This window comes from Bacillus toyonensis BCT-7112, from assembly GCF_000496285.1.
In the GTDB taxonomy this organism is placed as follows: Bacteria; Bacillota; Bacilli; order Bacillales; family Bacillaceae_G; genus Bacillus_A; species Bacillus_A toyonensis.
The window spans coordinates 1,042,971-1,058,169 of record NC_022781.1; the positions used below are offsets into that span (position 1 = coordinate 1,042,971).

Genomic DNA, 15,199 nt, shown 5'->3' on the forward strand with positions numbered 1-15,199 from the left:
TCACCTCATTCAGTACCATTCCAATTGTGTTATCGTACGTTCAATTTCAGGAAATGAATCGATGTACTCAAGTACACGATTCATTTCTTTTTCACAGATAACACGATTTGAGGATACGGAAACAATTGCAATTTCTGTACGTTGCCATACATCTTGATGCCCTACTTCTGAAACAGCTACGTTATAACGCTGCTTCACACGAGTGAGCACCCTTTGCAAAATTGCTCGTTTCTCTTTTAAAGAATGCACATCGTAAATCATACACTCGAATGAGAGTGAAGCGATAATCATCGCTTCACTTCTTCCATAATGTATGCTTCAATGATGTCCCCTTCTTTAAGATCATTATATCTCTCAATTGTAATACCACACTCATAGTTTTGTGCAACTTCTTTTACGTCGTCTTTGAAACGTTTTAACGTATCAAGTTGTCCTTCGAAGATTACTACGCCATCACGGATAATACGAACGCCACTATCACGTGTGATTTTACCGTCTATTACGTAACAACCTGCAATTGTTCCAACTTTTGTTACTTTGAACGTTTGGCGTACTTCCGCTTGACCGATTACTTTTTCTTCGAATTCTGGATCCAGCATCCCTTGCATTGCTGATTCGATTTCTTCGATTACTTTATAGATAATACGGTGTAAACGAACATCAACGTTCTCTAATTCAGCTGTACGCTTCGCATTCACATCAGGGCGTACGTTAAATCCAATTACAATTGCATTAGATGCAGAAGCTAAAATAATATCAGATTCTGTAATCGCACCTACACCAGTGTGAATGATTTTTACTTTTACGCCTTCAACATCGATCTTACGAAGTGATGCAGCCATTGCTTCAACAGAACCTTGTACGTCTGCTTTCACAATTAAGTTAATTTCTTTTACATCGCCCTCTTGGATTTGTTGGAATAAATCTTCAAGGCTTAATTTAGATTTTTCACCACGTTGAGCAACTAACGCTTCTTGTGCACGTGATTCACCGATTTGACGAGCTTTCTTCTCATCAGCGAATGCCATGAAACGATCTCCCGCTTGTGGTACTTCATTTAAACCTGTAATTTCAACAGGAGTTGATGGACCAGCAACTTTTACTCGACGACCAATATCACTTACCATTGCACGAACACGACCGAATGATGTTCCAACAACAATTGGATCTCCAACTCGAAGTGTACCGTTTTGAACAAGTAATGTCGCGATAGTTCCTTTACCTTTATCAAGCTGCGCTTCAATTACAGTACCAGTTGCATAGCGATTTGGATTTGCTTTATATTCTTCTACTTCACTCACAAGAAGAATCATTTCTAGCAAGTTGTCAATTCCCTCGCCTTGAATTGCAGAGATTGGTACGAAAATTGTGTCTCCGCCCCATGCTTCTGGAACCAATTCATATTCTGTTAATTCTTGCATTACGCGATCAGGATTTGCCGCTGGTTTATCCATTTTATTCACAGCAACAATAATTGGTACTCCAGCTGCTTTCGCATGGCTAATTGCTTCCACTGTTTGTGGCATAACACCGTCATCAGCTGCAACAACAAGAATTGTAATATCCGTTACTTGTGCCCCACGAGCACGCATCGTTGTAAATGCTGCGTGACCAGGCGTATCTAAGAATGTAATTTTCTTATCGTTTACTTCAACTTGGTATGCACCAATATGCTGAGTAATCCCACCAGCTTCGCCAGCAGTTACTTTTGAATTACGAATAGAGTCAAGTAAAGTTGTTTTACCATGGTCAACGTGTCCCATAATTGTAACAACAGCTGGACGCTCTTTTAAGTTTTCTTCATCATCTTGCTCATCGATGAATGTTTCGAATTCAGTTTCACTTACAACTACTTCTTCTTCTACTTCAATACCGTAATCAGTAGCAATTAACTCAATTGTATCTTTATCTAAGTCTTGGTTAATTGTTGCCATAATTCCTAGCATGAAGAGCTTCTTAATAATTTCAGACGGCTCTTTGCTTAATTTTTTAGCAAGCTCACCCACTGTAAGGCTTCCAGAGAAAGTAATTTTATCTGGTGTTTCTACAATTTGCGTTTGTTGTCTTCCAGCAAAGTTATCTTGACGCTTGTCTTCGTTATCTTTGCCTTTTTTCTTCTTCTTATTACTGTTCTTTTTACTGCGAACAACTTTCTCTTCTACTTCAAACTCATCTGCAACAGAAGGTTTTTCTTCTTGGTACTCATTATCTAATTTGTTTACTACTTCATCGTCTAACATTGTCATATGATTCGAAACCTCGATATTCATTTCTTTTAGTTTTGTCATAAGATCTTTACTTGAGATATTATGTTGTTTTGCATATTCATGCACTCGAATTTTACTCATACCTTCACCCCCGGTAATTTGTATCGAGCATGCTACGCAGCTTTTTCGCAAAGCCTTCATCTAACACAGCTACAACGACTCGCTCATCTCTCCCAATCGCATGCCCTAATTGTTGTCGATTTTCGACCTTTCTCATTGGTACGTTGTAATACGTCGTTTTATCCGTCATGCGTTTTGTTGTATTCACTGACGCATCTTCAGATAGCAACACAAGCTTTGCTTTGCCACTTCGTACTTCTTTTAAAACAAGTTCTTCACCCGAAATAATTTTCCGAGCCCGGTTTGCTAGTCCTAAAAACGATTTCCAATCGGACACTTATTTCGACTCCTTCTCAACAAGCTCAAGAAGCTCTTCGTATAGAGAACCGTCGATTTTCGCTTTTAGATGATGTTCCAAAACATTTTTCTTTTGAGCTTGAAGAATACTTTCTTTATCTTTCGATAAATAAGCACCTCGTCCTGATTTCTTTCCAGTTAAATCAATGGACACTTCTCCCTCTTTGGAACGAACAATGCGAACGAGCTCTCGTTTTGATTTCATTTCTTGCGTTGCAACACATTTTCGTAACGGAACTTTTCGATTGCTCATACTCATCACCTCTATTCGATTTCGTCTTCAACTGAATCGAATCCGAATGCGATTACGCTATCTTCTTCTGTTACAATACCTAGTTGTTTCGCATCAGACTCACTCTTAATATCAATTTTCCAACCTGTTAATTTAGCTGCAAGACGCGCGTTTTGTCCACGCTTACCGATAGCTAATGAAAGTTGGTGGTCTGGAACAACAACAGTTGTTGCTTTTTCTTCTTCATCTACAAGTACTTTAACAACTTGTGATGGGCTTAAAGCATTTGCAACATATTCTACTGGATCATTTGACCAGCGAACGATGTCAATCTTTTCACCTTTTAATTCATCTACAATGCGTTGTACACGTTGTCCTTTCGGTCCTACACAAGAGCCTACTGGATCAACATCAATGTTCTCTGCATGTACAGAAATTTTAGAACGATCGCCTGCTTCACGTGCCACAGAACGAATTTCAACAGTTCCATCATAAATCTCAGGAACTTCCATTTCGAATAAACGTTTTAAAAGACCAGGATGTGTACGTGATACGTAAATTTGTGGTCCCTTCGTTGTTTTTTCTACTTTCGTAATGAATACGCGAATGCGATCATGTGGTTTGTATTGTTCGTTTGGCATTTGCTCACTTACAGGTAATAAAGCTTCTACTTTCCCTAAGCTTACATAGATGAAACGAGCATCTTGACGTTGTACAATACCAACCATGATGTCTTCTTCACGGTCACTAAACTCCGAGTAAATAACACCACGCTCTGCTTCACGCACTCGTTGTGTTACAACCTGTTTTGCAGTTTGTGCTGCAATGCGGCCGAAATCTTTTGGTGTTACTTCAATTTCTAGTACGTCACCATCTTGATAGTTTGGATTAATTTGTCTTGCTTCTTCAACAGAAATTTCAAGACGTGGATCAAACACATTATCAACAACGTCTTTACGTGCTAAAACTTGAATTGTTCCCACTTCTGGGTTAAAGCTCACACGAACGTTTTGTGCTTGGTTAAAATTGCGTTTATAAGCAGAGATTAATGCTGCTTCAATCGCATCAATAATAATATCTTTGCTAATTCCTTTTTCTGACTCTAATACGAGCAAGGCATCTAACAACTCAGTGCTCATGAAGATCCCCCTTCTAACTAAAACGTAACAGCAAGTCGCGCATTTGCAACTTTATCCATTGGAATTTGGATTTCTTTTTTACGTGTTTTAATTGTTAATAATAGTGTAATTGTAGTACCATCGTAGGAAAGTAGCTTTCCTTCAAACATTTTTTCACCATCAATCGGCTCATATGTTTTAATTGCCACTTGTTTTCCTACCGCTTGCTGGAAGTCTTTCTCTTTCTTTAATGGGCGTTCTGCTCCAGGAGATGATACATCCAAAAAGTAAAGATGAGGAATTGGATCCTCTTTATCTAAAGCTTCGCTTAAACGTTCACTTACCGCACCGCATTCTTCAATGTCGACTCCCTTTTCAGAATCGATGAATACGCGTAAGAACCAGTCCTGTCCTTCTTTCACATACTCTACATCTACAAGTTCAAGATTTAACTCTTCAACGATCGGCTGCGCAAATGCTTCTACAACTTCTGTGACTTTCTTATCCATAAACAGCCTCCTTCCTGCCGCCATGTACCATTTACAAGAAAAGATTCCGTCCATAAAAACGGTCTATCTTATTCTTTCTCGTTAGCTAACAAAAGCCCCTGCCGTTAAGCAGGGAATATCTGTCTTAGTATTACCAAATTTAAGAAGTAAAACTTGTAACAAAATATGTATATACGACAGAAATTTCTTACCTCTCTACATCAATAAAACGTAGATAGTAACACGAAAGAGTGGGTTTCCCCACTCTTTTTTTCACACAATATACATGACATGGTTATCTCGGTTAATAGTATACCATAGCAAATACTGATTTGCAAAGACTTTTCCTACCTGCTAGAACAGTGATAATTGGTTTTGATCAGGTAGATCATCTAAGCAACCTTGACTATCTAAATACTCAATAATCGTTTTAGAAACCTTACTGCGCTGCTGTAAATCTTCTTTTGATAAGAAATCTCCATTTTTACGAGCTTCTACGATACTTAAAGCTGCGTTTGTACCAAGACCAGGCACCGCATTAAATGGAGGAATTAATGAGTCTCCATCAATAATGAATTCTGTTGCATGCGAGCGATATAAATCAACCTTTTGGAATGAGTATCCACGCTCACACATTTCAAGTGTCATTTCTAGTACCGTTAATAAACTCTTCTCTTTCGGCGCTGCATCTAATCCTTTTTGCGCAATTTCATCAATCTTTACACGTATAGATGCTGAACCTTTTGCCATCGCCTCTACATCAAAGTCATCTGCACGAACCGTAAAGTATGCCGCATAGAATAAAAGTGCAAAATGTACTTTAAAATATGCGATACGTACAGCCATAAGTACGTAAGCAGCCGCATGGGCTTTAGGGAACATGTATTTAATCTTCTTACATGAATCAATATACCAACCTGGTACATTATTACTTTTCATGTCCTCTTCCCATTCTTCCGGTACACCTTTACCTTTACGAACCGACTCCATAATTTTGAAGGCTAATGATGGATCTAAACCTTGATAGATTAAATATACCATGATGTCATCACGACAACCGATAACTTCACTCAGCGTACATGTACCGTTATAAATTAACTCGTTTGCATTACCGAGCCATACGTCCGTACCATGTGATAGTCCAGAAATTTGGACTAACTCTGAGAATGTCGTTGGTTTTGTCTCTTCTAACATTTGTCTTACGAATTTCGTACCGAATTCCGGTATACCAAGTGTACCTGTTTTACAGTTAATTTGTTCTTCCGTTACTCCTAATGATTCCGGACCTGAGAAAATTTTCATTACTTCCGGATCATCTGTTGGGATTGTTTTCGGATCAATACCACTTAAATCTTGTAACATACGAATAACTGTCGGATCATCGTGTCCTAGTATATCAAGTTTCAATAAATTATCATGAATTGAGTGGAAATCAAAGTGTGTCGTTCTCCACTCAGCCCCTATTGAATCTGCCGGATACTGTATTGGTGAGAAATCAAAGATGTCCATGTAATCTGGCACAACGATAATACCACCTGGATGCTGTCCAGTTGTACGTTTTACACCGGTACACCCTGCTACTAAGCGGTCAATTTCTGCATTTCGTATCGTTAAATTATGATCATTTGCATAACCTTTTACATATCCATAAGCCGTTTTTTCTGCAACTGTACCAATCGTTCCTGCACGATATACATAATCTTCACCGAACAGTATTTTCGTATAGTTATGGGCACGTGGTTGGTATTCGCCGGAGAAGTTCAAATCGATATCGGGTACCTTATCTCCTTTAAATCCAAGGAACGTTTCGAACGGAATATCATGTCCATCTTTTACATATGAAACATTACATGTTGGACATTCTTTATCTGGTAAATCAAAACCAGAACCTACCGAGCCGTCATTAAAGAATTCTGATTGCTTACACTTCGGACATACATAATGTGGTGGTAATGGATTTACTTCTGTAATTTCCATCATCGTTGCAACGAATGATGAACCTACAGATCCACGCGAACCTACTAAATATCCGTCTACTAACGATTTTTTCACCAGCTTATGTGAAATTAAATAAATTACAGCAAATCCATGTCCGATAATACTTTTTAATTCTTTTTCCAATCGGGCTTCTACGATTTCTGGTAGCTCTTCCCCATAAATGCTACGCGCCATTTTATAACTCATATCACGCGTTTCATCATCAGCACCTTCAATTTTCGGTGTGTATAAATCATCTTTTACTGGATGAACATCACCAATTAATGACGCAACCTTTTGTGTATTCGTTACTACAATTTCTTTCGCTTTGTCTTCACCTAAAAATGAAAAACACTCTAACATCTCATCTGTTGTACGGAAATGTACCGGCGGTAATGAATGTCGATTTAACGGATTTGCTCCGCCCTGCGAACTCACTAAAATTTTACGATACATAGCATCCTCTTGATCTAAATAATGCACGTTCCCTGTAGCGACAACCGGTTTATCCAACGTCTCACCCAGTTTTACTAAGTTAGAAATAATTGTTTTTAATTGTCCTTCATCTCGAACAAGTTCACGTTCTACTAAATGACGTAACACCTCTGGAGGCATTACTTCAATGTAATCATAGAATTGCGCAATTTCTTCTACTTCTTCAGGTGCTTTTTGCATCATTGCCTCAAACACTTCACCTTTATCACAAGCCGTTCCTACTAAAATTCCTTCACGATATTTTTTTAATAGTGACCTTGGTACACGTGGCACACGGTAAAAATAATTCAGGTGAGAATATGAAACAAGTTTATATAAATTTTTCAATCCAACATCTGATGTAGCAAGTAATGTCATATGACTTGGACGCCCACGTTTATACGCATCCCCTTGTCCCATACTATCATTTAATTGATTATGATATTCAAATCCCTTTTCAATTACATCTTTTAGCATTTTCACAAGTAAGTATCCCGTTGCTTCAGTATCATAAATCGCACGGTGATGTTGCGTTAATTCAATATCAAGCTTTTTACACATCGTATTTAATCGATGGTTTTTCATTTCCGGGAATAAGAACCGCGCAAGTTCTAACGTATCAATAACAGGGTTATTCGTTTTTGCTAGCCCTGCCTTTTTAAAACCTACGTTAATAAAGCCCATATCAAAGCTTGCGTTATGAGCAACAAGTGTATGGTCACCCATCCATTCCTCAAACTTTTTAAACACTTCGTCCACTTCTGGTGCATCAGTTAACATATCATCTGTAATACCTGTTAATTCAATAATCGTCGCAGATAATGGTTGATGCGGATTTGCGAAAGATTCAAAACGATCAATGATTTCGCCACCTTTTATCTTTACGGCAGCTAACTCAATGACTGTATCGTATACAGCTGATAAACCTGTCGTCTCAACGTCGAAAACAACATACGTTTCCTCTGCAAGTAAACGATGCGCTTCGTTATATGCGATCGGTACACCATCATTAACTAAATTTGCCTCTACACCGTATATAACTTTAACCCCAGCCTTTTTACCCGCAGAGTATGCTTCTGGGAAAGACTGAGCAACAGCATGGTCTGTAACTGCAATAGCCTCATGTCCCCATTTACCAGCTTGAGCAACAAGCCTAGAGACAGGCGTAACAGCGTCCATTTGACTCATTGGGGTATGAAGGTGAAGCTCTACACGTTTTTCACCTTCTGGCGCCTTATCTTTACGAGATGGTCCTGTTATTTCATTAATATCGTTTGCAATCATTACTAAATCTCGAACGAATGTATCATTTTGAACAGAACCACGTGCTTTCACCCACATTCCTTTTCTCAAGGATTGCAGCATTGGAATATCTTCTTTGTCACGCGAAAACATTTTGATCATAATAGAATCCGTATAGTCCGTTATTTTTAAAGTTAATAACGTACGCCCACTACGAAGCTCTTTTGTTTCTACATGGAATACATACCCTTGAACCGTTTTTCTTCGTTCTTCATCTTGAATTTCTCGCATCGGTGTAATCTCTTCATCTGGCTTAATAAGATATCCGAGTACAACCGGTCCTTCATGCACAACGCTACTTTCTTCAGCTTGCTTCTTCGCCATTTCTTCCATAGCTTGTATTACACGCTCACGGTCTTCTTGCTGAGTTTGCTCACGAAACTTTTGCATTTCTTCTGCATTTTGCTTTATATGTGTGTCTAACTGAAAACGTGGGAATCCAAAAGCTTCGTATTGATCACCTACTGGTTTCGTAACATTTTTCTTTAAAGCAGTAGATTCTAACTCGTTATTCACATTTATTAACAACTTCACTCCATTTACCTGAGGTAGTTGCTTCTTTAAGTAAGCAAACATAGGTGAAAATGTAATTCGCTCCGTACAAAGCGGCCAATATGCCTTCACTTCTTCTTCTGTAAATTGTTTATTCTCTGCTTGTAATGCAAATGTTGTTCTTGCAATATGAGAAAATGATTGCTTAAGCTTCACTTCTAGCAATTCATATAATTCTGTCGGCAAAATACGTGGCACTTGTAAGTCAAAATGCCAACCTTTATTCGCTTTATCAATAACTAGCTTTTCAATACCACCGCCCTGTAAATATTGATTTATAAGGTCTTCTGGTATTTGCAACTGCTGGAGCAAAATTTGAAATCGCTCTTGTTGTTCATTTGTTAATGACATAAGCACTCTCCTTCCATTTGCTATTATAAATTGAAACGTACTACAAAGAAAGATGTCTCCCTTCTTCTTTTACAAAATACGTTTACAAAGAAAGAGAAGGTACCTCATTACGAGGTACCTCTTCTTATTTTAAAATATTAGCAATATATGTTTGAAGTTCTTCTACTTTCACTTCTTCAGACTCGCCTGTAGCACGTACTTTCACTTCTACAATACCTTCATCTGCTTTTTTACCAACCGTAACGCGAACTGGAAGGCCAAATAAATCTGCATCTGCAAATTTAACACCTGCACGTTCTGCACGATCATCTAGTAATACTTCATATCCTTGCTCTTGTAATGAGTTGTAAATATTTTTACCCATTTCACGTTGTGCATCAGATTTCATATTTACTGGAATTACATGCACATGGAACGGTGCTACAGCTTTTGGCCAAACTAAGCCGTTCTCATCATTAAACTGCTCTGCAATTGCTGCCACTGTACGAGATACACCGATACCGTAACAACCCATAATAAGTGCTTGTGTTTTCCCGTTTTCATCTAGGAATGTTGCGTTCATCGCTTCACTATAGCGAGTTCCTAATTTAAATACATGACCAACTTCAATTCCGCGTGCGAAAAGAATTGTTCCGTTTCCATCTGGAGATTGGTCTCCTTCTTGGATGAAGCGTAAATCTGTATATTGACTTACTTTAAAGTCACGTTCTGGATTTACATTTACATAATGGAACCCTTCTTCATTCGCTCCTGAACATCCGTTTACAATTGATGCTACAGCATGGTCAGCAATAATTTCGATATCACCTGTTACACCAATCGGTCCTAATGAACCAACTTCACAATTTAATAATTCTTTTACTTCTTCATGAGAAGCAAGCTCAACAACTGAAGCGCCGTATACATTTTTCACTTTTACATCGTTTACTTCATGATCACCACGAACAAGTACAACTACTAATTTCTCGTCTACTTTAAATACCATAGACTTAATACACTGTTCTGCTTCAATGTTTAAGAATGCAGATACTTCTTCAATTGCTTTTTGATCTGGCGTTGCTACTTTTTCAAGTGCCTTTTCTGCTTCGTCACTCTTCGTATACGTAGCTACAACAGGAGCCATTTCGATGTTCGCTGCATAATTGGATGTATCCGAGTATGCAATAGTATCTTCACCAACATCAGATAATACCATAAATTCATGTGTATCTTTTCCGCCCATTGCTCCAGAGTCAGCAATAACCGCACGGAAATTTAAGCCACAACGAGCAAAAATGTTAGAGTATGCTTTATATAAGCGATCATACACTTCATCTAAGCTCTCCTGCGTAGCGTGGAAAGAATAGGCATCTTTCATTAGAAACTCTCTTCCACGTAATAAACCGAAACGAGGTCTTTGTTCGTCACGGAACTTTGTTTGAATTTGGTATAGCGTTAACGGTAATTTTTTATATGATTTTACTTCATCACGTACAAGATCAGTAATTACTTCTTCATGTGTCGCCCCTAAAGCAAATTCACGAGCGTTACGATCTTTCATACGCATTAATTCAGATCCGTAAGAATACCAACGGCCTGATTCTTGCCATAATTCTGCAGCTTGCATCGCTGGCATTAATAATTCTACAGCTCCTGCGCGTTCCATTTCTTCTCGAACGATACGTTCTACTTTGTGTAGTACTTTTAAACCAAATGGTAGAAAACTATAAATACCAGAAGCATTTTGACGCATAAAACCTGCGCGAAGTAATAATTGATGACTCTTAATTTCAGCATCAGCTGGAACTTCACGTAATGTAGGACTGAATACCATACTTTGTTTCATTTATTCGCACCTCTTCATTTTACTCTTACACGCAGTAAAACCCCTCACCTCGGGTTAGGTGAGGGATTTTATTCTACGAGCTCTATTTCATTATAAGTTTCACTTTATTTTACAAGAAAAACTTACGAATGTCATTCCATGTTACAACTAACATTAGTAACATTAATAATGCAAAACCAATAAAGTGGACCATTCCTTCTTTTTGACGGTCAATCGGTTTTCCTCGTAACGCTTCGATTAAGAAGAAGAATAAACGTCCACCGTCTAAAGCAGGGACTGGTAATAGATTAAATAAACCAAGGTTTATACTTAAAACTGCCGCTAAACTTAGCACACGCGTAAATCCATAATCTACGACTTGATCTGTTAGATTGTAAATTCCTACTGGACCTGACAACTCATTAATAGAAAATTGACCAGTTACTAATTTCACAAGAGACTCAAAAATTAGTTTCGTCCATTCGTACGTTTGTTCAAATCCTGATTTAATCGAACCCATCACTGTTTTCTCTACAGGAGAGTAAACACCAATTCTACCAACTTCTTCTTTACCTTCTTTATCGAGTGTTGGAGTTACTTTTACATTAAGCTGTTCATTATCACGCTTTACTTGTAACGTAATTTCTTTATTCGGGTTTTCACGTACAATGGCAACAACATCTTTCCATGTACTTGTACTTTTCCCATCAATTGCTTGAATTGTATCGTTTTCTTTTAATCCAGCTTGCTGCGCTGCACTATTTTCCATTATTTTTCCGACCATTGGTTTGTCAATGGGAACCCCTTGTACAAATCCAAGAATCACAAAAATAACAAATGCTAAAATGAAGTTCATTGCAGGACCCGCAAAGATTGTTAAAGCACGTTGACCCAATTTTTTAGAGCCAAATTGCCTGTTATACGGAGCAATTTGAATTTCTTCTCCAGCAGTAATGATACGAGCCTTTTCATTCACTCGGAATGTTTGAAGCTCTTCCTCATACTCTTCATAGCCTGAAATCGTTAGATTATGCTCTAAATCGGCTTGTTCGACTTCAATAACACGAACATTTGGATATTTTTCATATCCATCAAAAACTAATTTCACAGCTTCGTCTTTTTCATTTAGCACAAGGCCAACCTTTTTCCCTGGCTTTAACTCAACTGTGTCCGCATCCTCGCCAGCCATTCTTACATAGCCACCAAGGGGCAGTAATCGAATCGTATACACCGTTTCATTCTTTTCAAATGAGAATATTTTCGGACCAAAACCAATCGCAAACTCGCGGCATAAAATGCCTGCTCTTTTCGCGAAATATAGATGCCCTAGCTCATGGAAAAATACGAGTGCACCGAAAATTAATATAAAGGCAATCGCTGTATTCAATTCCATAACCACCTTTGCTAAATTTGTTCCATCACAAACCGTCTTGTGGCTGCATCAATTTCCAGAATTTCCTCTAAGCTCGGACGTGCAATGACATTGTGATGGTTCATTGCTTTTTCAATGAGGTCTTCCACTGTTAAGAAACCAATTCTCTTTTGTAAAAAAGCTTCAACAGCTACTTCATTTGCAGCGTTCATTACAGCTGGCATACTTCCACCTGTTTTCCCAGCCTCATACGCAAAACGTAGACAACGGAAACGTTCTTGGTTCATTTTTTCAAAATGCAATGTTCCCATTTCCCATAAGTTTAACTGTTTTGTATCTGAAAGAGGTAATCTATCAGGATATGTAAGCGCGTATTGAATTGGTACTCGCATATCAGGTGAGCCAAGCTGCGCCATTACACTACGATCTTCAAATTCAACCATAGAATGAATAATACTTTCTTTATGTAAAACAACATCAATTTGCTCATAAGGGATACCAAAAAGCCAATGTGCTTCAATTACTTCTAGTCCCTTATTCATCATTGTAGCAGAATCAATTGTAATTTTCGAACCCATTGACCAGTTTGGATGTCGAAGCGCATCTTCTACGGTCACATGATGCAATTCATCTCTCGTTTTATCACGGAAACTTCCACCAGAAGCCGTTATAATGAGTCGAGAAATTCTTTTTTCATTTTCACCATTCAAGCATTGAAAAATAGCTGAATGTTCACTATCTACCGGAAGTAACGAAACATTATGTTTTCGCGCCGCTTCCATTACTAGATGCCCTGCAGTTACTAACGTTTCTTTATTTGCAATTCCAATTGTTTTTTTCGCCTCAATTGCACGAAGTGTTGGTAACAACCCTACGCTACCTACAACGGCATTTACTAAAATCTCCGCATCTGGATGTAATGCTACTTCTAAAAGACCTTCACTACCATACACAACTTTTGTATTACCAGAAACAGCTTGTAATTTTATAACATCTTCTGCTCTTTGCACAGAAACGATTTGCGGAGAAAATTCTTGAATTACTTTTACTGCGTAGTCAATATTTTTCCCTACAGAAAAAGCAACGAGACGGAATTGGTCTGGGTGCGAGCGTAACACATCTAAAGTTTGTGTACCAATTGATCCGCTTGCACCTAATAAACTAATGTTTTTCATGACTCCAACCCCTCGTTCATTTATTAATTGTATTGCAATAAGAAGTAGAGAATTGGTAACACAAATAACCAACTATCTGTTCGATCTAATATACCACCATGTCCAGGTAAAATTGTACCTGAATCTTTTACGCCATAATGACGTTTAAATGCAGATTGTACTAAATCACCAATTTGTCCAAAAATAGAAATGATAATTGTCAGCACAATTAAAATTACTACATTCGATTCAACTGGGAAGAACACGTTGTATACAAGTGCCACAATAATTCCACAAACGATGCCACCTACTGAACCTTCAATCGTTTTATTTGGACTAATTTCTGGCCATAATTTTCTTTTTCCTAATGCTTTTCCTACGAAATATGCACCTGAATCAGTAGCCCATATAACAAATAATGCGCAAAACACATATTTAATTCCTAATATTCTCGTTTCATTCAGATATAAGAATCCCATTGCAACATATGTTGTTGCCATAAGTAAAAATGAAGCATTATCAAAAGTAAATGTATTCTTAGAAAGGACTGTATATGATAAAAGTAATAAAACAATCACAAACGTAATTTCTAATTTACCTAATCCAATCCACCTAAATAGTTCTGATGCACTACTTGGAACTAAAATAGTCCATAATAATACCGCAGCTAAAACTGTTGGTACTGAAATAAGCGTAAGCTTATTCATTCGAATTAACTCATATAAACCTATAGAAGCAAGTGCATACACTAAAACCGTAAAAGGCACGCCACCGTAAATTACGATGGGAATGAATAGCGCGGCAGCAACCACTCCAGTAATAATTCTCTGTTTCACTACCAAACCCTCTCTTTCTACACGCCTCCGAATCTGCGCCCTCTATGTTGAAAGTCTGTAATCGCACTAAGCAAATGTTCTTCCGTAAAGTCTGGCCAATACACATCCGTAAACCAAAATTCCGAATATGCAATTTGCCATAACATGAAATTACTAATACGTAGCTCTCCGCTTGTACGAATTAACAACTCTGGATCAGGTAAAGAACCCGTCATTAAGTAGGAAGAAATCATTTCTTCACTTATCTCTTCAGCACGAATTTTTCCTTCCTCACTATCTTTCATCATATGTTGCACAGCAGAAACGATTTCATCTCGACTTCCATAGTTTAACGCGAAATTGAGAATTAATCCCGTATTCTCTTGCGTATCTTCCATGGCTTTTTCCATCGCTCTGCGTGTATGCGTAGGAAGACGATCTTTTTGCCCTATTACTCGGACTTGTACGTTTTCTTCAATCAATTCTGGTAAAAATGTACCTAGAAATTCTTCTGGAAGCCTCATTAAATAGTCAACTTCCTTTTTCGGTCTTTTCCAGTTCTCAGTTGAAAAAGCATAAAGAGTTAACACTTTCACATTAAGCTTACTTGCAAATTTTGTGATTTTCTTTACAACTTGCATACCTTCATGATGTCCCGCAATACGAGGCATAGCTCTCCTCTTTGCCCATCTTCCATTACCATCCATAATGATGGCAATATGTTCTGGTATATACCCTTTTTTCACTTCTTCAACGAGATGATCAAACGATGCGTCCTTTTTACTTTTAAAAAAAGGAAAGTTTTTAAACATCATTCATACCCTCCAGCAAGCAGACATATGCCTAAAAGTGTAAAAAGACCCCCTTAAGAAGAGG

General features: G+C 38.0%; 12 protein-coding genes. All 12 read right to left on the minus strand.

All coding sequences use genetic code 11. The features are described from left to right. Window positions 1-9 precede the first annotated feature (9 nt). Window positions 10-291 (minus strand): DUF503 domain-containing protein, encoded by a 282-nt coding sequence (locus BTOYO_RS05245; RefSeq protein WP_000582364.1) that lies wholly within the window; start codon window positions 289-291, stop codon window positions 10-12. Continuing rightward, the gene (gene infB / locus BTOYO_RS05250; RefSeq protein ID WP_000036352.1) at window positions 288-2,348 is read right to left on the minus strand and encodes a translation initiation factor IF-2; all 2,061 of its coding nucleotides are present in this window, start codon (window positions 2,346-2,348) and stop codon (window positions 288-290) included. Before infB ends, BTOYO_RS05245 begins: the two co-directional genes overlap by 4 nt. Before the next feature lie 4 nt (window positions 2,349-2,352). Then, the gene (locus tag BTOYO_RS05255; protein WP_001286525.1) at window positions 2,353-2,664 is read right to left on the minus strand and encodes a YlxQ family RNA-binding protein; all 312 of its coding nucleotides are present in this window, start codon (window positions 2,662-2,664) and stop codon (window positions 2,353-2,355) included. Then, on the minus strand, window positions 2,665-2,937 hold the full coding sequence (gene rnpM / locus BTOYO_RS05260; protein WP_000071127.1) for an RNase P modulator RnpM: 273 nt from the start codon (window positions 2,935-2,937) through the stop codon (window positions 2,665-2,667). Window positions 2,938-2,948: 11 nt separating this feature from the next. Continuing rightward, window positions 2,949-4,055 carry a transcription termination factor NusA gene (gene nusA / locus BTOYO_RS05265; RefSeq protein ID WP_000102596.1) on the minus strand — a complete coding sequence of 369 codons (1,107 nt, stop codon included), beginning with the start codon at window positions 4,053-4,055 and terminating at the stop codon, window positions 2,949-2,951. Between the two features lie 17 nt (window positions 4,056-4,072). Next, window positions 4,073-4,543: a ribosome maturation factor RimP gene (rimP, locus tag BTOYO_RS05270; RefSeq protein ID WP_000359095.1), complete on the minus strand. Its 471-nt coding sequence runs from the start codon at window positions 4,541-4,543 to the stop codon at window positions 4,073-4,075. Between the two features lie 333 nt (window positions 4,544-4,876). Beyond that, entirely contained in the window at window positions 4,877-9,178 is a 4,302-nt protein-coding gene (locus BTOYO_RS05275) for a PolC-type DNA polymerase III (protein WP_023441019.1), read from the minus strand. Window positions 9,179-9,302: 124 nt separating this feature from the next. Further along, a complete protein-coding gene (locus BTOYO_RS05280; RefSeq protein WP_000814325.1) occupies window positions 9,303-11,003 on the minus strand; it encodes a proline--tRNA ligase in 1,701 nt (566 codons plus the stop codon). Window positions 11,004-11,112: 109 nt separating this feature from the next. Further along, window positions 11,113-12,369, minus strand: coding sequence for an RIP metalloprotease RseP (gene rseP / locus BTOYO_RS05285; RefSeq protein ID WP_001090232.1), 1,257 nt, complete (start codon window positions 12,367-12,369; stop codon window positions 11,113-11,115). Window positions 12,370-12,386: 17 nt separating this feature from the next. Continuing rightward, entirely contained in the window at window positions 12,387-13,529 is a 1,143-nt protein-coding gene (dxr, locus tag BTOYO_RS05290; protein ID WP_000790354.1) for a 1-deoxy-D-xylulose-5-phosphate reductoisomerase, read from the minus strand. 23 nt (window positions 13,530-13,552) lie between these two features. Further along, window positions 13,553-14,344: a phosphatidate cytidylyltransferase gene (cdsA, locus tag BTOYO_RS05295; RefSeq protein ID WP_000813595.1), complete on the minus strand. Its 792-nt coding sequence runs from the start codon at window positions 14,342-14,344 to the stop codon at window positions 13,553-13,555. 17 nt (window positions 14,345-14,361) lie between these two features. Beyond that, window positions 14,362-15,138 carry an isoprenyl transferase gene (gene uppS, locus BTOYO_RS05300; protein ID WP_000971308.1) on the minus strand — a complete coding sequence of 259 codons (777 nt, stop codon included), beginning with the start codon at window positions 15,136-15,138 and terminating at the stop codon, window positions 14,362-14,364. Window positions 15,139-15,199: the final 61 nt, after the last annotated feature.